19 protein-coding genes and 1 riboswitch are annotated in these 19,816 nt (G+C 54.4%); of the genes, 7 read left to right on the forward strand and 12 right to left on the reverse strand.

The window, feature by feature from the left end:
• Positions 1-30: 30 nt before the first annotated feature.
• Positions 31-4,254 carry a DNA-directed RNA polymerase subunit beta' gene (rpoC, locus tag MUA00_RS00705; RefSeq protein WP_271121283.1) on the forward strand — a complete coding sequence of 1,408 codons (4,224 nt, stop codon included), beginning with the start codon at positions 31-33 and terminating at the stop codon, positions 4,252-4,254.
• Positions 4,255-4,331: 77 nt separating this feature from the next.
• Here the strand turns inward: rpoC and MUA00_RS00710 are convergent, their stop codons facing one another.
• The 10 genes from MUA00_RS00710 to rsd form a co-directional block, all read right to left on the reverse strand.
• A complete protein-coding gene (locus MUA00_RS00710; protein ID WP_271121284.1) occupies positions 4,332-4,757 on the reverse strand; it encodes a GFA family protein in 426 nt (141 codons plus the stop codon).
• Positions 4,758-4,929: 172 nt separating this feature from the next.
• Entirely contained in the window at positions 4,930-5,247 is a 318-nt protein-coding gene (locus MUA00_RS00715; RefSeq protein WP_271121285.1) for a PTS lactose/cellobiose transporter subunit IIA, read from the reverse strand.
• 6 nt (positions 5,248-5,253) lie between these two features.
• The gene (locus tag MUA00_RS00720; RefSeq protein WP_271121286.1) at positions 5,254-5,559 is read right to left on the reverse strand and encodes a PTS sugar transporter subunit IIB; all 306 of its coding nucleotides are present in this window, start codon (positions 5,557-5,559) and stop codon (positions 5,254-5,256) included.
• Positions 5,560-5,884: 325 nt separating this feature from the next.
• A complete protein-coding gene (thiH, locus tag MUA00_RS00725) occupies positions 5,885-7,015 on the reverse strand; it encodes a 2-iminoacetate synthase ThiH (protein ID WP_271121300.1) in 1,131 nt (376 codons plus the stop codon).
• Positions 7,015-7,794 carry a thiazole synthase gene (gene thiG, locus MUA00_RS00730; RefSeq protein ID WP_271121287.1) on the reverse strand — a complete coding sequence of 260 codons (780 nt, stop codon included), beginning with the start codon at positions 7,792-7,794 and terminating at the stop codon, positions 7,015-7,017. Before thiG ends, thiH begins: the two co-directional genes overlap by 1 nt.
• Before the next feature lies 1 nt (position 7,795).
• The gene (gene thiS, locus MUA00_RS00735) at positions 7,796-7,996 is read right to left on the reverse strand and encodes a sulfur carrier protein ThiS (protein ID WP_271121288.1); all 201 of its coding nucleotides are present in this window, start codon (positions 7,994-7,996) and stop codon (positions 7,796-7,798) included.
• Positions 7,980-8,735 carry a HesA/MoeB/ThiF family protein gene (locus MUA00_RS00740; protein ID WP_271121289.1) on the reverse strand — a complete coding sequence of 252 codons (756 nt, stop codon included), beginning with the start codon at positions 8,733-8,735 and terminating at the stop codon, positions 7,980-7,982. Before MUA00_RS00740 ends, thiS begins: the two co-directional genes overlap by 17 nt.
• The gene (gene thiE / locus MUA00_RS00745; RefSeq protein ID WP_271121290.1) at positions 8,728-9,366 is read right to left on the reverse strand and encodes a thiamine phosphate synthase; all 639 of its coding nucleotides are present in this window, start codon (positions 9,364-9,366) and stop codon (positions 8,728-8,730) included. The genes MUA00_RS00740 and thiE overlap by 8 nt, the downstream gene beginning before the upstream one ends.
• The gene (gene thiC, locus MUA00_RS00750; protein WP_271121291.1) at positions 9,363-11,264 is read right to left on the reverse strand and encodes a phosphomethylpyrimidine synthase ThiC; all 1,902 of its coding nucleotides are present in this window, start codon (positions 11,262-11,264) and stop codon (positions 9,363-9,365) included. Before thiC ends, thiE begins: the two co-directional genes overlap by 4 nt.
• An 88-nt stretch (positions 11,265-11,352) precedes the next feature.
• Positions 11,353-11,462: riboswitch (TPP riboswitch) on the reverse strand.
• Positions 11,463-11,513: 51 nt separating this feature from the next.
• The gene (gene rsd / locus MUA00_RS00755) at positions 11,514-12,017 is read right to left on the reverse strand and encodes a sigma D regulator (protein WP_271121292.1); all 504 of its coding nucleotides are present in this window, start codon (positions 12,015-12,017) and stop codon (positions 11,514-11,516) included.
• A 97-nt stretch (positions 12,018-12,114) separates the two neighbouring features.
• On the opposite strand from rsd, the gene nudC reads away from it, so the two are divergent.
• From nudC to MUA00_RS00785, 6 genes are all read left to right on the forward strand, one after another.
• On the forward strand, positions 12,115-12,894 hold the full coding sequence (gene nudC / locus MUA00_RS00760) for an NAD(+) diphosphatase (protein WP_271121293.1): 780 nt from the start codon (positions 12,115-12,117) through the stop codon (positions 12,892-12,894).
• Between the two features lie 32 nt (positions 12,895-12,926).
• Entirely contained in the window at positions 12,927-13,991 is a 1,065-nt protein-coding gene (hemE, locus tag MUA00_RS00765; RefSeq protein WP_271121294.1) for a uroporphyrinogen decarboxylase, read from the forward strand.
• Between the two features lie 12 nt (positions 13,992-14,003).
• Positions 14,004-14,675, forward strand: a complete 672-nt coding sequence (gene nfi / locus MUA00_RS00770) for a deoxyribonuclease V (protein ID WP_271121295.1) — start codon at positions 14,004-14,006, stop codon at positions 14,673-14,675.
• A 43-nt stretch (positions 14,676-14,718) separates the two neighbouring features.
• Positions 14,719-15,309, forward strand: coding sequence for a YjaG family protein (locus MUA00_RS00775; RefSeq protein ID WP_271121296.1), 591 nt, complete (start codon positions 14,719-14,721; stop codon positions 15,307-15,309).
• Between the two features lie 186 nt (positions 15,310-15,495).
• Positions 15,496-15,768 (forward strand): nucleoid-associated protein HU-alpha, encoded by a 273-nt coding sequence (hupA, locus tag MUA00_RS00780; RefSeq protein ID WP_002445246.1) that lies wholly within the window; start codon positions 15,496-15,498, stop codon positions 15,766-15,768.
• A gap of 13 nt (positions 15,769-15,781) precedes the next feature.
• Positions 15,782-16,474, forward strand: coding sequence for a DUF1481 domain-containing protein (locus tag MUA00_RS00785; RefSeq protein ID WP_271121297.1), 693 nt, complete (start codon positions 15,782-15,784; stop codon positions 16,472-16,474).
• A gap of 46 nt (positions 16,475-16,520) precedes the next feature.
• On the opposite strand, the gene purD is transcribed toward MUA00_RS00785, so the two are convergent.
• Complete coding sequence (gene purD / locus MUA00_RS00790) at positions 16,521-17,813, reverse strand: phosphoribosylamine--glycine ligase (RefSeq protein WP_271121298.1); 1,293 nt, start codon at positions 17,811-17,813, stop codon at positions 16,521-16,523.
• Between the two features lie 16 nt (positions 17,814-17,829).
• Entirely contained in the window at positions 17,830-19,419 is a 1,590-nt protein-coding gene (gene purH, locus MUA00_RS00795; RefSeq protein WP_271121299.1) for a bifunctional phosphoribosylaminoimidazolecarboxamide formyltransferase/IMP cyclohydrolase, read from the reverse strand.
• Between the last annotated feature and the right edge of the window lie 397 nt (positions 19,420-19,816).

The raw sequence follows: 19,816 nt of genomic DNA on the forward strand, positions 1-19,816 counted from the left end.
GAGAAGTCTCACTCCGACGGGAGCTAATCCGTGAAAGACTTACTTAAGTTTCTGAAAGCGCAAACTAAGACCGAAGAGTTTGATGCGATCAAAATTGCTCTGGCATCGCCAGACATGATCCGTTCATGGTCGTTCGGTGAAGTTAAAAAGCCGGAAACCATCAACTACCGTACGTTCAAACCAGAACGTGACGGTCTGTTCTGTGCTCGTATTTTCGGGCCAGTAAAAGACTATGAGTGCCTGTGCGGTAAGTACAAGCGCTTAAAACACCGTGGCGTAATCTGCGAGAAGTGCGGCGTTGAAGTGACCCAGACTAAAGTACGCCGTGAGCGTATGGGCCACATCGAACTGGCTTCCCCAACTGCGCACATTTGGTTCCTGAAATCTCTGCCATCCCGTATCGGCCTGCTGTTAGATATGCCGCTGCGTGATATCGAGCGCGTGCTGTACTTCGAATCTTATGTTGTTATCGAAGGCGGGATGACCAACCTCGAGCGTCGTCAGATCCTGACCGAAGAGCAGTATCTGGATGCGCTGGAAGAGTTCGGTGACGAATTCGATGCGAAGATGGGTGCGGAAGCAATCCAGGCCCTGTTGAAAAATATGGATCTGGAGCAAGAGTGTGAAACTCTGCGTGAAGAGCTGAACGAAACCAACTCCGAAACCAAACGTAAAAAGCTGACCAAGCGTATCAAGCTGCTGGAAGCATTCGTTCAGTCTGGCAACAAGCCAGAGTGGATGATCCTGACCGTTCTGCCGGTTCTGCCGCCAGACTTGCGTCCGCTGGTACCGCTGGATGGTGGTCGTTTCGCGACTTCTGACCTGAACGATCTGTATCGTCGCGTCATTAACCGTAACAACCGTCTGAAACGTCTGCTGGATCTGGCTGCGCCGGATATCATCGTACGTAACGAAAAACGTATGCTGCAGGAAGCGGTAGATGCCCTGCTGGATAACGGTCGTCGCGGTCGTGCGATCACCGGTTCTAACAAGCGTCCTCTGAAATCTTTGGCCGATATGATCAAAGGTAAGCAGGGTCGTTTCCGTCAGAACCTGCTCGGTAAACGTGTTGACTACTCCGGTCGTTCTGTTATCACCGTAGGTCCATACCTGCGTCTGCATCAGTGCGGCCTGCCGAAAAAAATGGCGCTGGAGCTGTTCAAACCGTTCATCTACGGCAAGCTGGAACTGCGTGGTCTTGCTACCACCATTAAAGCTGCGAAGAAAATGGTTGAGCGCGAAGAAGCTGTAGTCTGGGATATCCTGGACGAAGTTATCCGCGAACACCCGGTACTGCTGAACCGTGCACCAACCCTGCACCGTTTGGGCATCCAGGCATTTGAACCAGTCCTTATCGAAGGTAAAGCTATCCAGCTGCACCCGCTGGTTTGTGCGGCCTATAACGCCGACTTCGATGGTGACCAGATGGCAGTACACGTTCCGCTGACGCTTGAAGCTCAGTTGGAAGCGCGTGCGCTGATGATGTCTACTAACAACATCCTGTCACCAGCGAACGGCGAGCCAATCATCGTTCCTTCTCAGGACGTTGTATTGGGTCTGTACTACATGACTCGTGACTGTGTTAACGCCAAAGGCGAAGGCATGGTGCTGACTGGCCCTAAAGAAGCTGAGCGTATTTATCGCGCTGGCCTGGCCTCTTTGCATGCGCGTGTCAAAGTGCGTATCACCGAATATGAAAAAGATGCAAGCGGCGAGTTCGTTGCGAAAACCAGTCTGATCGACACCACCGTAGGTCGTGCGATTTTGTGGATGATCGTACCGAAAGGTCTGCCTTTCTCCATCGTCAACCAGGCGCTGGGCAAGAAAGCAATCTCCAAAATGCTGAACACCTGTTACCGCATTCTGGGTCTGAAGCCGACCGTAATCTTTGCTGACCAGACGATGTACACCGGCTTTGCCTATGCAGCGCGTTCAGGTGCATCCGTTGGTATCGATGACATGGTCATCCCAGAGAAGAAAACTGAAATCATTTCTGAAGCCGAAGCTGAAGTTGCTGAGATTCAGGAACAGTTCCAGTCCGGTCTGGTTACAGCGGGCGAGCGTTACAACAAAGTTATCGATATCTGGGCCGCGGCGAACGATCGTGTATCCAAAGCGATGATGGACAACCTGCAAACTGAAACCGTTATTAACCGTAACGGCGAAGAAGAGCAGCAGGTTTCCTTCAACAGCATTTACATGATGGCCGACTCCGGTGCGCGTGGTTCCGCAGCACAGATTCGTCAGTTGGCAGGTATGCGTGGTCTGATGGCGAAACCAGATGGCTCCATCATCGAAACGCCAATCACCGCGAACTTCCGTGAAGGTCTGAACGTACTCCAGTACTTCATCTCGACCCACGGTGCTCGTAAAGGTCTGGCGGATACCGCACTGAAAACGGCGAACTCCGGTTATCTGACTCGTCGTCTGGTTGACGTCGCGCAGGACCTGGTTGTTACCGAAGATGACTGTGGTACTCACGAAGGCATCCTGATGACTCCGGTTATCGAAGGTGGCGACGTTAAAGAACCGCTGCGCGATCGCGTACTGGGCCGTGTTACGGCTGAAGACGTGCTCAAGCCTGGCACGGCAGACATCCTGGTAACCCGTAACACCCTGCTCAATGAGCAATGGTGTGACCTGTTGGAAGCTAACTCTGTTGACAGCGTAAAAGTACGTTCCGTAGTAGGTTGCGAAACTGACTTTGGCGTATGTGCGCACTGCTACGGTCGCGACCTGGCACGTGGCCACATCATCAACAAAGGTGAAGCTATCGGGGTTATCGCGGCACAGTCCATCGGTGAACCAGGTACACAGTTGACGATGCGTACGTTCCACATCGGTGGCGCGGCATCTCGTTCTGCTGCTGAATCCAGCATTCAGGTTAAGAACAAAGGTAGCATCAAGCTCAGCAACGCTAAGTCGGTTGTGAACTCTACCGGTAAGCTGGTGGTGACTTCACGTAACACTGAACTGAAGCTGATTGATGAATTCGGTCGTACCAAAGAGAGCTATAAAGTTCCTTACGGTGCGGTAATGGCTAAAGGTGATGGCGAGCAGGTTGCAGCGGGCGAAACCGTAGCGAACTGGGATCCGCACACCATGCCGGTCATCACCGAGGTAAGTGGTTTCATCCGCTTCACCGACATGATCGACGGCCAGACCATTACTCGTCAAACCGACGAACTGACCGGCCTGTCATCTCTGGTTGTTCTGGATTCTGCAGAACGTACCGCGGGTGGTAAAGACCTGCGTCCAGCGCTGAAAATTGTTGATGCCCAGGGCAACGACGTTCTGATCCCAGGCTCCGATATGCCTGCTCAGTACTTCCTGCCGGGTAAAGCGATTGTTCAACTGGAAGATGGCATTCAGATCAGTGCGGGTGATACCCTGGCGCGTATTCCTCAGGAATCCGGCGGTACCAAGGATATTACCGGTGGTCTGCCACGCGTTGCTGACCTGTTCGAAGCGCGTCGTCCGAAAGAGCCTGCGATCCTTGCTGAAATCAGCGGTATCATCTCGTTTGGTAAAGAAACCAAAGGCAAACGCCGTCTGGTTATCTCCCCAATCGACGGCAGCGATGCTTACGAAGAGATGATTCCGAAATGGCGTCAACTGAACGTGTTCGAAGGCGAGCGCGTGGAACGTGGTGACGTAGTTTCCGATGGTCCAGAGTCTCCGCATGACATTCTGCGTCTGCGTGGCGTCTATGCTGTGACCCGTTACATCACTAACGAAGTGCAGGACGTTTACCGTCTGCAGGGCGTTAAGATTAACGATAAACACATCGAAGTCATCGTGCGTCAGATGCTGCGTAAAGCAACCATCGTTAACGCCGGCAGCTCCGACTTCCTGGAAGGTGAGCAAGCTGAATACTCTCGCATCAAGATCGCTAACCGCGAACTGGAAGCGAACGGCAAGATCAACGTGTCCTTCGCACGTGACCTGCTGGGTATCACCAAAGCTTCTCTGGCAACCGAGTCCTTCATCTCCGCGGCATCGTTCCAGGAGACCACTCGTGTGCTTACCGAAGCAGCCGTTGCGGGTAAACGCGACGAACTGCGCGGCCTGAAAGAGAACGTAATCGTGGGTCGTCTGATCCCGGCCGGTACCGGTTATGCGTACCACCAGGATCGTATGCGCCGTCGTGCAGCGGGTGAAATCCCTGCGGCACCTCAGGTTACCGCTGAAGACGCTTCTGCAAGCCTTGCAGAACTGTTGAACGCCGGCAACCTTGGCGGCAAAGACGAGTAATCGTTCGTAAGCCAACGCTAAATTAAAAACCCGCTTCGGCGGGTTTTTTTACAGGCATTTTTCGGCAAAAAGCGTAATTATTCTTCGGCGATGAAACGCAAAGTACCCGCCCGGCGCTCTGGCTTTCCGGTATCGCGGGTATGATTAACGCCATCCATCACAGGCACTTCCGTAAAATCGAATGGGCTAATACCTTCAAGACAGGCCACGTTCACCCCGTACTGCTGCGGGTTAGAACGCCGCTGGTGATGCGTGTAAATTCCGCAACGCGAGCAGAAGAAGTGTTGTGCCGTTCCGGTATTAAACCGATAGCTGGTCAGCATCTCTTCTCCTTGTAAAATAACGACCCCGCCCATTTCCGCGGAGGCGACCACGGCGCCACGCATACGGCAATATGAACAGTTACAGCGGCGTACGGCGTGCAGCCCATCGCTTAGCGTGGCCTGAAAACGTACGCCTCCGCAGTGGCATTTTCCGGTCAGGACAGTCGTATCTTTAACCATCTCTCGTGCTCCAGGCGCTTAGTGCGGCCTCATGAATTTAATACTGAAAAAGCATAGAACAATTACGGGTAAGTTTTACAACAATTGCGGTGGGCGTTTTTTAGCGGAGTTTAAGACAGGAAATAAAAATGCCCGACAAGGCAGGCATTTTTATGTCTGAACAGGAATGCAATCAGTTGATGAGCGGCAGACGGCGGTATAGCTCAATCATGTCACCCGCCAGATCCTGGATCACCATGGCGTTCATCAGGTGATCCTGCGAGTGGACGGTGATCAAATTAACCGGCAGCTTGCCGGTGCCTTCATCCAAACCAATAAGCTGGGTCTGTATTTTGTGAGCGTGTTTTACAAACTCACGGGATTCTTCCATCGCTTGCTCGGCCGCTTCAAAATCTCCTTTACGAGCGAGCTGCAATGCTGTCAGTGCCTGGCTACGTGCGCTACCGGCGTTGACCAGCAGTTCCATGATAATCGATTCTAAATCTTCCACGTCATCTCACTCCATTAGTTTCAAAGCTTTATCGAGCACCACGTCGCCTTTCATCATGCCGTAATCCATCATATCGATAACGGCGACGGTTTTGCCCAGCGGTTCAGCGATAGCCTGTAGCTTGGCATGCTCGTATTTAACCTGTGGACCGAGAAGCACAATATCAGCGGTATCAATATTGTCTTTGAATTCTGCGACAGGCACAGCCTTGATAGAAACTTCGATACCTTTCTTCGTCGCTGCGTCTTTCATTCGTTGAACCAGGATGCTGGTAGACATACCTGCAGCACAACACAAAACGATATTTTTCATAATCTGCTCTCAATGTCCGTTGGATAGACAGATAATTATCCGCGAGACGGCAGTCCAACAACCGCTTTAACTTGATTGTGTGTGAGGTATCACAAAAGAAATGGCGAAATCCTGAAACCGGTTACATTTTTTGTTTTACCTTGAAAAATCTTGCGCATAAATCCAGGAAAACGAGGCGACAATGAGAAGGACAAGTTTTCGCCCCGGCCGGATGCAAAGTTCGACCGGGCGACAATATTTCACTTAAAAAAGCAGCGCAATACAGAGTGACAGACCTTTCGGCGCCGCTCTGAAACTCTTTTTTCTTTCCGGCAAAATTGCCTGGCTACTGCGAGGCCCTTCCCAGAAAGCTGTCCCAGTCTTTCCAGACGGGTTGCAAGCCTGACCGAGTCAAAGCTGCGGCGACTTCTGGCGGCGTGCGTCCATCGTGTGGGGCAAACTGCTCAAGCTCTGGATGGTTGTCGGCATAGCCTCCCGGCTGCGTTTTGGAAAATGCGCTCACGTTGTTAATGGCGATGGGAATCACGCGATCGCGGAACCACGGTGATTCGCGTGTGGACAAAGAAAGCTCTACGTCCGGCGCCAGCAGGCGAAAAGCGCAAATCGCCTGCACAAGCTGGCTTTCGCTCATCACCGAAGCAGGCTCCACGCCGCCGGTGCAGGGCCGTAAACGTGGGAACGAAACGGAATATCGGCTTTGCCAGTAATGCTGCTGCAGCCACAGCAGATGCTCCGCCACCATAAAACAGTCGGTGCGCCAGCTATCAGAAAGGCCAATCAGCGCGCCAAGGCCGATTTTATCTATTCCTGCGCGCCCCAGCCGATCCGGCGTTTCCAGCCGCCAGAAGAAATCCTGCTTGTTGCCGCGCAGATGATGCTGCGCGTATAACGCCTGATGATAGGTTTCCTGGTAAACCATCACACCGTCCAGCCCGAGCGTTTTCAGCTCCGCATATTCATGTTCATCCAGCGGCTGCACTTCCATTTGCAGCGAACTGAATCTGCTACGGATAGCGGGCAGGTGCTGACGAAAATAGTCCATGCCCACTTTGGTTTGATGCTCGCCGGTGACCAGCAGCAGATGTTCAAAGCCCAGATTGCGAATCGCCTCGCATTCCCTTTCAATCTCAAGCTCGTCGAGCGTTTTTCGCTTGAGTTTGTTACTCATCGAGAATCCGCAATAGGTACAGTCATTGGCGCAAAGATTAGAAAGATACAGCGGCACATAAAAACTAACCGTGTTGCCAAAACGCTGGCGGGTTAAACGCTGTGCCTGTTGGGCGAGCGGTTCGAGATACCGGCTGGCTGCCGGAGAGAGCAGGGCCATAAGATTGTCGCGGGTGATTTTCCGGGCGCCTAAAGCTTGCTCAACATCGGCTGAGGTTTTGCTGTTGATACGCAGGGTGATGTCATCCCAGTCCAGCTCGCGCCACCGATCGGTGAAGATAGCTGCCATCATGCTCCCTCCTGGCTAAGCTGAAGAAATTCCGTTAACGGGCTGGAAGCCTGAGCCTGCTGGCGGCGAGCACCCAGTCCAGAATTTGCCGCGATGACGCCGGCTTCTACCGCCAGGCTAAACGCCCGCGCCATCTGCACCGGGTCCTGCGCTACGGCAATCGCGGTATTCACCAGAACCGCCGAAGCGCCCATTTCCAGCGCTTCGGCGGCATGGCTGGGGGCGCCAATTCCTGCATCCACAACTACCGGCACTTTCGCCTGATCGATAATGATTTCCAGAAGGGCGCGGGTCTGTAAGCCCTGATTTGATCCAATTGGCGCACCTAGCGGCATCACGGCAGCGCATCCTGCTTCCTCCAGTCGCTTACATAAAACCGGGTCCGCGCCGCAATACGGCAAGACAACGAACCCTTGTTTTACGAGTATTTCAGCAGCCTTCAGCGTTTCGATGGGGTCGGGCAACAGGTAGCGGGCATCCGGGTGAATTTCCAGTTTTATCCAGTGCGTGCCAAGCGCTTCGCGGGCAAGCCGTGCCGCAAACAGAGCTTCTTCCGCCGTTTTCGCACCGGATGTATTGGGAAGTAATTGCACGCCTGCTGCCAGCAAAGGAGCCAGGATAGCGTCGTTATGATTTCGTAAATCGACACGTTTCATCGCCATCGTCACCAGTTGCGAACCGGAGGCGCGAATGGCTTCGACCATCACCTCAGGAGAGGAGAATTTCCCGGTGCCGGTAAACAGGCGAGAAGAAAACGTTTTATCAGCAATGTGCAGCATATCAACCTCCGGCAATGGCCTGAAAAAGCAGAATCTGGTCGCCATCGCGCAGCAAATGGGTGTCCCAAAGCTCTCGTGGGACAATGGTCTGGTTTATGGCCAGCGCAACGCCCGGTTTAAGTAAACGTAAGTGTTCCAGCAGCTTTGCAAGCGTAAGGCTATCGGCACACTGCATGGGTTCATCATTAAAGAAGATGCGCATCTTGTCCCCCACAAACCGGACACTGTGCGGATTTTTGCATGCTGAGGGCGCGCCAACTGTGCTGGCGGGCGTCAAACAGCCGCAACGAACCGCTTGCCGGGACCATGCCGGTTAACACTTTAATGGCTTCGAGAGCTTGCAACGTCCCCATTACGCCGACGACCGGACCAATCACGCCCGCGGTGCGGCAGTTTCGCTCCGGCTCATTTTCGTGCGGCCAGACGCAGCGATAGCAGCCGTTGTCCCAGGGCGGCGTTAACACCATCAACTGCCCGCCAAAGCCTACGGCGCTGGCAGAGATTAGTGGTTTGCCCTGTGCGACACAGGCAGCGTTAATCGCGTGGCGTGTAGCCATGTTGTCGCTGCAATCAAGCACCAGGTTGGCATTGCTGACCGCCTGACTAAGCGTTTCTCCGTGCAAACGTTCACTTATTGCCTGTAGTTCGATACCAGGATTAAGCTGCTTAAGATGGCGTTGGGCTGCCTGCGATTTCGGCTGGTCGATATCCTGCGAGGTGAACAGGATCTGGCGCTGGAGATTACTGATATGCACGTTGTCATCGTCGGCCAGAATCAGCGTACCAACGCCTGCGGCGGCAAGATAAAGCGCAGCCGGGGAGCCTAACCCGCCCAGCCCAACAATAAGTACGCGGCTGGCGAGCAGTTTTTTCTGCCCCTCAAGGGCGACATCCTCAAGCAGAAGCTGGCGGCTGTAGCGCATAAAATCTGCATCATTCATCGCCTGCTCCTGCCAGTTCGAGCAACTGCGCCGTTGCCACGCGCCAGTCTGCTGCCTGGGTTATCGCACTGACAACCGCCACGCTTCCCACGCCCGTGGCGAGAACCGCAGGCACCCGATCAATGCTGATGCCGCCGATCGCCACAGTCGGGTAATCACCGAGGGTTTTGACATGCGCGGCAAGCTGTTCCAGCCCCTGCGGGGAAGAAGGCATCTGTTTGGTTTGGGTCGGAAAGACATGCCCGAGCGCGATATAAGAAGGGCGCGCCGCCAGGGCGCGATCCATTTCCATATTATCGTGCGTTGAAAGCCCAAGACGCAGGCCCGCGTCGTGAATGGCGTCCAGATTGGCGACATCCAGATCTTCCTGACCCAGATGCACGCCATAGGCACGATGTTTAATGGCCAGTTGCCAGTAATCGTTGATGAACAGCCGCGCTTCAAAGCGCTGGCCGAGTTTGATGGCGGCAACGACATCGGCTTCCACCTCTTCGTCAGGCTTATCTTTGATGCGTAGCTGAAGGGTGCGAACGCCTGCCTCAAGCAGGCGGGCAATCCATTCAACGCTATCCACGACCGGGTAAAGTCCCAGCCGCTGCGGCACGGCAGGGAAGGCGGATTTAGTCGTCATACTTCCTCCTGACGCAGGTAAATTTCCCCGCCTTTCGCCCGGAAAGACTGCGACATATCTTCCATGCCGACTTCAATGGCCTGTTTGGCCGCGAAATCGCGAACCTCCTGGGAGATTTTCATTGAGCAGAACTTCGGTCCGCACATTGAGCAGAAGTGTGCGACTTTGCCGGATTCCTGCGGCAGCGTTTCGTCGTGATAGGCGCGAGCGGTGAAGGGATCGAGCGCCAGGTTAAACTGGTCTTCCCAGCGAAATTCGAAACGAGCTTTCGACATGGCGTTATCGCGAATTTGCGCGCCGGGGTGACCTTTTGCCAGATCTGCGGCATGCGCCGCAATTTTGTAAGTGATAAGCCCCTGCTTAACATCCTCTTTGTTTGGCAGGCCCAGGTGCTCTTTTGGCGTTACGTAGCAAAGCATCGCGCAGCCAAACCAGCCGATCATCGCAGCGCCTATACCCGAGGTGAAGTGGTCGTAGCCCGGGGCGATATCGGTCGTTAACGGCCCGAGAGTATAAAACGGCGCTTCGTGGCAATGTTCCAGCTCTTCCGTCATGTTGCGACGGATCATCTGCATCGGCACATGTCCCGGGCCTTCAATCATCACCTGCACGTCATATTCCCAGGCGATTTTTGTCAGCTCGCCCAGCGTGTGCAGCTCGGCAAATTGCGCTTCGTCGTTGGCATCCTGAATGGAGCCGGGACGCAGGCCGTCGCCCAGAGAAAGCGAGACGTCATAGGCGGCGCAAATTTCACAGATTTCGCGGAAATGTTCGTACAGGAAGTTTTCCTGATGATGCGACAGGCACCACTTCGCCATAATCGAGCCGCCGCGCGAGACAATGCCGGTAAGGCGTCTGGCGGTCATCGGCACATACGCTAGCCGTACGCCCGCGTGAATAGTGAAGTAGTCTACGCCTTGCTCGGCCTGTTCCAGCAGCGTGTCGCGGAACATCTCCCAGGTCAGGTCTTCGGCGATGCCGTTAACTTTTTCGAGCGCCTGATAAATGGGCACGGTACCAATCGGTACCGTGCTGTTACGCAAAATCCACTCGCGGGTTTCGTGGATATAGCGCCCGGTGGATAGATCCATTACCGTGTCTGCGCCCCAGCGGGTAGACCAGACCAGTTTTTCCACTTCTTCTTCAATGGACGACGTCACCGCCGAATTGCCGATATTGGCGTTAACCTTCACGAGGAAGTTGCGGCCGATAATCATCGGCTCGGATTCAGGATGGTTGATGTTCGCGGGGATAATCGCCCGGCCGGCGGCAACCTCATCGCGCACAAATTCCGGCGTGATATTTTCCGGCAGACGAGCGCCAAAACCTTCGCCCGGATGCTGATGGCGTAATACAGCGTCGCGAACACGCTCGCGACCCATGTTTTCACGCACGGCGATAAATTCCATTTCTGGCGTGACGATGCCTTTGCGGGCGTAATGTAGCTGGGTTACGCATTGACCTGTCTTAGCCCGACGCGGGATGAGGCGAGTTTCAAAACGCAGATCGTCCAGGCCGTCATCAGCCAGGCGCTCTTTGGTATAAGCGGAACTCCGGTCAGTCAGCGTTTCGCTGTCGGCACGTTCTTCAATCCAGCCGCTGCGTAACGGCGAAAGCCCGCGCAGCACATCGATGGCGATATCCGGATCGCCGTAAGGGCCGGAAGTATCGTAAACCGGCACCGCGTCGTTGGGTTCATACTGCGGGTTATCTTTGTTGCCGCCCGTCATCGTTGGGCTGAGTTGAATTTCACGCATGGGCACGCGGATATCTTCCCGTGATCCGGTCAGGTAAATGCGTTGCGAGTTGGGGAAAGCGGTGCCTTCAAGCGTATTGATGAAGCGTTGTGCCGCGGCGCGTTGTTCGCGACGGCCAGGTTTTTTTTCAGATGCAGACATAGCTCATTCCAGTGTTTTCAGGAGTGGCTTGTCAGAACGACGGATGGAGTAATGAATATGGGGTACCCGTGAAACGGGTGAACCCAAAAGCAGAATTACTCTTGTTCCCTTCGCAGGTTTTAACCTGATCAGGTTCCGCGGATCCCGAATTAACGGTCTCAGCCGGTGCTTTCGCACTCGGCACTCCGACAAGAAGAAATCCGTATTGCTACGGACCGTTTTTTAAATTACTCGTTAACAGTGCGGAACTCAAGCTGGGCGTGCAAGGCCGCTGGCATCGTTTGCGCTGCTATGCAGATTGTTGGCGTAAGCCAGCTCAATGAGCTTATCTTCCAGCGAGAAGCGCGCTTCCAGCGCCTCGCCGATGCCAGACAACGCCTGCTGGAACTCAATGCAGTTGTCATCATCGATGGCGTTTTCCAGATTGGTGTCGTAAAACTCCATGATCTGCTGGGTATTGGCCTCAAGCTGCGGATAGATTTGCGTGGCGGCTAAAAGCGGGCTGGTGCCTTCCATTTCATCGATAACGCGCTCATAAATATTGAAATGGCCAGCGGAAAGGTAATCGACAAGGTTGTGGCAAAACGCATCCAGTGCCTTTTCATTAAGCGCAGAATGAGATTCCTTGTTAGGCTTGATCCCGACCATGTTGTAATACGCCACCAGCAAATGTTTGCGGGCATATAGCCATTGGTCGACTAACTCATTACTACCACCAACGCGCTCAGTCAGACTCTCTAACTGGTTAAGCATGATTGACTCCGTGAGTTATAAGATTTAACGCAAACTTACCCAAAAAAGTGTAACGACTATTGTTTATACCAGTCTCCAGGGGGATGTGCACCAGGTTATGGAACGTGTAATTGAAAAGTTAGACCATGGCTGGTTTATCGTCAGCCATGAGCAAAAGTTGTGGTTGCCAAAAGGCGAGCTGCCTTTTGGCCTGGCGGCGGATTTTCAACTGGATGGCGTCGAAGGCAGGCAAATTGGCGAGTGGGAAGGCGAACCGGTCTGGCTGGTTCGGCAGAATCGCCGTCAGGATATGGGCTCGGTGCGTCAGGTTATCGATCGGGACGTGGGGCTATTCCAGCTTGCCGGGCGCGGCGTGCAGCTTGCCGAATTCTACCGCTCCCATAAGTTTTGCGGCTATTGCGGACATGAAATGCACCCAAGCAAAACCGAGTGGGCCATGCTGTGCAGCCATTGCCGCGAGCGCTATTACCCGCAAATAGCCCCTTGCATTATTGTCGCGATCCGTCGGGACGATCACATTCTCCTTGCCCAGCATACTCGCCACCGCAACGGCGTTTATACCGTGCTGGCCGGCTTTGTCGAAGTTGGCGAAACCCTTGAGCAGGCCGTCGCGCGTGAAGTGATGGAAGAGAGCAATATTCGGGTGAAGAACTTGCGTTATGTGACCTCGCAGCCCTGGCCGTTCCCGCAATCGCTGATGACGGCGTTTATGGCGGAATATCACAGCGGCGACATTAAAATCGATCCGAAAGAACTGATTGATGCGCAGTGGTATCGCTACGATCAACTGCCCCTCATCCCTGCTGCCGGCACCGTAGCGCGCCGGCTGATTGAGGACACCGTTGCTGCTTGTCGGGCAGAGTACGGGACGTGGTAAACTGGCGGCATACAGCCAAAGGAAATGCAAATATGACTGAACTGAAGAACGATCGTTACCTCCGCGCCCTGCAGCGTCAGCCCGTGGATATCACTCCTGTATGGATGATGAGGCAGGCGGGGCGTTATCTGCCGGAGTATAAAGCTACCCGCGCTCAGGCCGGCGATTTTATGTCCCTGTGCAAAAATGCCGAGCTGGCCTGCGAAGTGACTTTGCAGCCGCTGCGTCGTATGCGGCTTGATGCGGCGATCCTCTTCTCTGACATTCTCACCGTACCCGATGCGATGGGGCTTGGTCTTTATTTCGAAGCGGGCGAAGGCCCACGCTTTACCTCGCCGATTACCAGCCGAGCCGACGTAGAAAAACTGCCGATTCCCGATCCGGAAGATGAGCTGGGCTACGTAATGAACGCGGTACGCACCATTCGTAAAAACCTGGCGGGGCAGGTGCCGCTGATCGGTTTCTCCGGCAGCCCGTGGACGCTGGCGACTTATATGGTGGAAGGCGGCAGCAGCAAAGCTTTCACCATTATCAAAAAGATGATGTATGCCGATCCGCAGGCGCTGCATCTGCTGCTTGATAAGCTGGCGCAAAGCGTCACGCTGTATCTTAACGCGCAGATCAAAGCAGGCGCGCAGTCGGTGATGATTTTCGATACCTGGGGCGGCGTGTTGACCGGGCGCGACTATCAGCAATTCTCTCTGTATTACATGCATAAAATCGTCGACGGCCTGCTGCGTGAAAACGAAGGCCGCCGCGTGCCGGTAACCTTGTTTACCAAAGGCGGTGGACAGTGGCTTGAAGCCATGGCGGAAACCGGCTGCGACGCGCTGGGTCTGGACTGGACAACGGACATCGCCGACGCCCGTCGTCGCGTAGGACACAAAGTCGCCCTGCAAGGAAATATGGACCCGTCTATGCTTTATGCTTCACCTGCCCGCATTGAAGAAGAAGTTTCGACGATTCTGGAAGGGTTCGGCAAGGGCGAGGGGCATGTCTTTAACCTCGGCCACGGCATCCATCAGGACGTGCCGCCAGAACATGCGGGTGCGTTTGTTGAAGCCGTTCACCGCCTGTCCGGGCGGTATCATCAGTAAAAAGGAGAAGGAATGGATCTTGCAGCACTTCGTCAGCAACAGATCGAACTGGCATCAAATGTGATCCGCGAAGATCGCTTTGACGTTGATCCTCCGGCGCTTATCGCCGGGGCCGATGTTGGGTTTGAGCAGGGCGGTGAAGTTACGCGCGCCGCCATAGTGCTGCTGAAATATCCTTCCCTTGAGCTGGTAGAGCACCGGGTGGCGCGTATCGCCACCACCATGCCTTATATCCCCGGCTTCCTGTCGTTTCGCGAATATCCCGCGCTGCTTGCGGCGTGGGAGATGCTTTCACAGAAGCCCGACTTACTCTTTGTCGATGGGCACGGCATCTCGCACCCGCGCCGTCTCGGCGTCGCCAGTCATTTTGGATTGCTGGTGGATGTACCCACTATTGGCGTTGCCAAGAAGCGGCTGTGTGGACGTTTTGAACCCCTGGGCGACGAAGTCGGCGAAAAACAACCGCTGATCGATAAAGGCGAACAGCTAGCCTGGGTGTGGCGCAGCAAAAAACGCTGTAATCCTCTCTTCGTTGCCACCGGGCACCGCGTGAGTGTCGACACGGCGTTGCTGTGGGTGCAAAAGTGCATGGCAGGCTATCGTTTACCTGAACCTACGCGCTGGGCGGATGCCGTTGCTTCAGGGCGTCCCGCTTTCGCGCGGTGGCAAGCAATTCAAGGGTGATTAGGGTAAACTGCCGCTAATTTCCCGTCTTTGAGACATCGTAATGTTACAAAACCCAATCCATTTGCGCCTGGAGAAGCTGGAAAGCTGGCAGCACGTCACTTTCATGGCTTCTTTATGCGAGCGCATGTACCCCAATTACGCCATGTTCTGCCAGCAAACCGGCTTTGGCGACGCCCAGCTTTACCGTCGTATTGTCGATCTCATCTGGGAGACGCTGACCGTAAAAGATGCGAAAGTGAACTTTGATAGCCAGCTTGAGAAACTTGAAGAGGCGATTCCTTCCGCAGACGACTATGATATTTACGGCGTCTGGCCGGCTATCGATGCGTGCGTGGCGTTGAGTGAATTACTTCACTCTCGTCTTTCAGGGGATACCCTGGAGCACGCCATCGAAGTCAGCAAGTCCTCCATCACCACCGTCGCAATGCTCGAAATGACTCAGGCTGGTCGAGAAATGACCGATGAAGAGCTGCGTGCCAACCCTGCGGTGGAAGAGGAATGGGACATTCAGTGGGAGATTTTCCGCCTGCTGGCCGACTGCGAAGAACGCGATATCGAGCTGATCAAAGGGCTGCGCGCGGACCTCCGCGAGGCCGGGAGCAGTAATATCGGTATAAATTTGCAGCAGTAAGACAATAAAACGTGACGTACAGTCCGATTTGTAGGGCCTGGAGGCTTCCAATTAGCCCCCCGTCTGGTCTACATTTGTGGGGCGAAAAAAAGTGGCTATCGGTGCGTGTATGCAGGAGAGTGCTTTTCAGGCATTTTCGTCGCACTCGATGCTTAGCAAGCGATAAACACATTGTAAGGATAACTTATGAACAAGACTCAACTGATTGATGTAATTGCTGACAAGGCTGACCTGTCTAAAGTACAGGCTAAAGCTGCTCTGGAATCCACTCTGGCTGCAATTACTGAGTCTCTGAAAGAAGGTGATGCTGTACAACTGGTTGGTTTCGGTACCTTCAAAGTGAACCACCGTGCTGAGCGCACTGGCCGCAACCCGCAGACCGGTAAAGAAATCAAAATCGCCGCAGCTAACGTGCCGGCATTTGTTTCTGGTAAAGCGCTGAAAGACGCAGTTAAGTAATTAACGCGTGTCAGTGAACAGTTTTAGCAGAGGGGCGTTTTCGCCCCTTTTGTCTGTCTGGCGTCCGCTGGTGGCGATGGCGGGCGCGCTGCTGCTCACGGCGTGTAGCAGTAATAAACTTCCCCCGTTCACCGCAAGCGGCTACGTAGCCGACCAGGGCGTGGTGCGTATCTGGCGTAAAGACAACAGCGACAGCTCGGTACATATGCTGACAGCGTTTAGTCCGTACAGAAACGGCGCTACCGCCACGAGTGAATACCGCTGGCAGGGCGATGAGCTGGTCTTTATCGAACTGAACATTCAGGGCAAGCAGCCCGAACATATCAAAGTGCGCTTTGACGATAGCGGCGAGCTGAGCTTTATGCAGCGCGAGGTGAACGGCCAGAAACAGCAGCTTTCCAAAGAACAAATAGCCTTGTACCAGTATCAGGCCACCCGTACGAAAGCGACCAGTGAAGCGCTGCGTATCGGGAAAGTAATATTGCGGCAAGGGCGCTGGCATCGCGATGGAACGGTAACGACCTGCGAAGGCGAAACCTTCAAGCCGAAGCTGGACAACCCATCCCTGAGCCATATAGCGCGTCGCCAGAGCCATTCGTCGCTGGAAGTCAGTATTGCCTGGCTGGAAGCGCCAGAAGGCTCACAGCTCTTGCTGGTGGCGAATCAGGATTTCTGTTCCTGGCAGCCTAAGCCCAGCGAGTTTTAGGGATAAAAAAACCGCCACGCGGGCGGTTTTCGACAGAGTTTCAGGCTTATCTGGCGTTCTCACGCTCAATGGCGCGATAGCCAATATCTGAGCGGCTAAAGCTGCCCTCCCAGTGAATATCCTTCATCAGCTCGTAGGCGCGTTTCTGAGCCTGTGCGACCGTGTCGCCAAGCGCCGTTACGCACAGCACGCGGCCGCCGCTGGTGGTCACCATATCGTCTTCGCGCAGCTTTGTGCCAGCGTGGAAGACTTTGCCGTCAGCGACTTCTTCAAGTGGCAGGCCGTGAATCACATCACCGATGCGGTATTCTGCCGGATAACCGCCGGCAGCCATGACAACGCCCAGAGAAGGACGTTCGTCCCACTTTGATGTCGTCTCGTTAAGCTTACCGTCACAGGCCGCAAGGCACAGTTCAACAAGGTCGGACTGTAAACGCAGCATAATTGGCTGAGTTTCCGGGTCGCCGAAGCGGCAGTTAAACTCGATAACCTTTGGATTGCCCTGTTTATCGATCATCAGCCCCGCATACAGAAATCCGGTATAGATGTTGCCTTCCGCCGCCATACCGCGCACGGTTGGCCAGATAACCAAATCCATTGCACGCTGGTGAACTTCATCGGTGACCACCGGGGCAGGAGAATAAGCGCCCATGCCGCCGGTATTCGGACCTGTATCGCCATTGCCAACACGTTTGTGATCCTGGCTGGTAGCCATCGGCAGCACGTTTTCGCCGTCCACCATGACGATGAAGCTGGCTTCTTCGCCATCGAGGAACTCTTCTACCACGATGCGGTGCCCGGCGTCGCCAAACGCGTTGCCCGCCAGCATATCGTTAACGGCGGCTTCCGCTTCTTCAAGCGTCATCGCTACGATCACGCCTTTACCCGCGGCCAGACCATCGGCTTTGATAACAATTGGCGCGCCTTTTTCGCGAACGTACGCCAGCGCGGGTTCCACTTCGGTGAAATTCTGGTATTCAGCCGTAGGAATGTTGTGGCGGGCCAGGAAGTCCTTAGTAAAAGCCTTGGAGCCTTCTAACTGCGCCGCGGCCTGAGTTGGGCCGAAGATTTTCAGGCCAGCGGCGCGGAATGCATCCACCACGCCAATAACCAGCGGCGCTTCCGGGCCAACAATCGTCAGATCGATTTTTTCGTTTTGCGCAAAACTGAGCAGGGCAGGAATATCCGTCGCGCTAATCGCAACGTTCTGCAAAGCTGGTTCCAGCGCAGTGCCCGCGTTGCCTGGCGCTACATACACGCTGCGAACCAGAGACGACTGCGACGCTTTCCAGGCCAGCGCGTGTTCGCGCCCGCCGTTACCAATGACTAAAACTTTCATTCTTTAACGCTCCGGATTAATGGCGGAAGTGGCGCATGTCGGTGAAGATCATTGCGATCCCGTGCTCATCGGCTGCGGCGATTACTTCGTCATCGCGGATCGAACCACCCGGTTGGATAACGCAGCTCACGCCGACGGCGGCTGCGGCATCAATACCATCGCGGAACGGGAAGAAGGCATCGGAGGCCATCGCTGAACCTTTTACTTCCAGACCTTCATCGCCTGCTTTGATACCGGCAATTTTTGCGGAATAAACGCGGCTCATTTGACCGGCGCCTATACCGATGGTCATATTCTCACGTGCATAAACGATAGCGTTAGATTTCACGAATTTCGCAACCTTCCAGCAGAACAGCGCGTCACGCAGTTCCTGCTCGGTTGGCTGGCGTTTGCTGACTACACGCAGGTCCGCTGCGGTGACCATGCCCAGATCGCGATCCTGCACCAACAGGCCGCCGTTCACGCGCTTGAAATCCAGGCCCGGAACACGTTGCTGCCATTGGCCGCAGGTCAGAACGCGAACGTTTTGTTTAGCTGCGGTGATCTTCAGCGCTTCTTCACTCGCAGAAGGAGCAATGATCACCTCTACAAACTGGCGAGAGATAATGGCCTGTGCGGTTTCGGCATCAAGCTCGCGGTTAAAGGCAATAATGCCGCCGAACGCTGAGGTTGGATCGGTTTTATATGCGCGGTCATAGGCGTCCAGCAGGGAGTCGCTAACTGCCACGCCACACGGGTTGGCATGCTTGACGATGACACAAGCAGGCTCGCTGAATTCTTTGACGCATTCCAGCGCGGCATCGGTATCGGCGATGTTGTTATAAGAAAGCGCTTTGCCCTGAACCTGGGTTGCGGTGGCTACGGATGCTTCTTTAATTTCTTCTTCTATATAGAAGGCAGCCTGCTGGTGGCTGTTCTCGCCATAGCGCATATCCTGCTTCTTAATGAGGTTCAGATTCAGCGTGCGCGGGAAGCGGCCGGCAGGTTCTTTGCTTTCGCCATGATAAGCAGGCACCAGGCTACCGAAGTAGTTGGCGATCGTGCTGTCGTACGCGGCGGTATGTTCAAAAGCTTTAATCGCCAGGTCGAAGCGGGTTTCTAAAGTGAGAGAACCTTCGTTAGCATCCAGCTCAGCAACAATCGCCTGGTAGTCGCTGCTCTTTACTACGATCGCCACATCTTTATGGTTCTTCGCGGCGGAGCGCACCATTGTCGGGCCGCCGATATCAATATTCTCAACCGCATCTTCCAGTGAGCAGCCTTCGCGAGCTACGGTTTGCGCGAACGGGTAGAGGTTGACGACAACCATATCGATTGGGGAAATGGCGTGCTCCGCCATGATGGCGTCATCCTGACCGCGACGGCCCAGAATGCCGCCATGCACTTTCGGATGCAGAGTTTTGACGCGTCCATCCATCATCTCCGGGAAACCGGTGTAGTCAGAGACTTCAGTTACCGGTAGGCCAGCGTCAGCCAGCAGACGGGCAGTTCCGCCCGTGGAGAGCAGCTCCACGCCACGTTGGGAGAGCGCCTGGGCGAATTCGACGATACCGGCTTTGTCAGAAACACTGAGCAGAGCGCGGCGTACAGGACGACGTTGTTGCATGGTTTGATCCCTTAGCTTTGGTTCGCATATAGAAGAGCGTTAGCTGAATTCTCGTTTTTTACGCGTAAAACTCAGCTAACGCCCCAAAACGGGGCGTCCTTTTATCGCGGCGTATTGTAGCGAAAACGTTTGCGTCACGCTCGCGAAATTTCAGTTCAAATCACAATTGTGGATAAGTTTGTGCACAACCGGGTATAAGGCGGGGTTTTGCTGTGGAATGCAGCAGTCAGTCAAAATACTGCAAATTTAGTGTTGCAGCCTCAAGAGAACTCCCTATAATGCGCCTCCATCGACACGGAACATGTGAATCACTTCACAAACAACCGGTCGATAAAGAGAAAAAATCCTGAAATTCAGGGTTGACTCTGAAAGAGGAAAGCGTAATATACGCCACCTC

The organism is Dryocola boscaweniae, assembly GCF_025215095.1.
GTDB classification, from domain to species: domain Bacteria; phylum Pseudomonadota; class Gammaproteobacteria; order Enterobacterales; family Enterobacteriaceae; genus Dryocola; species Dryocola boscaweniae.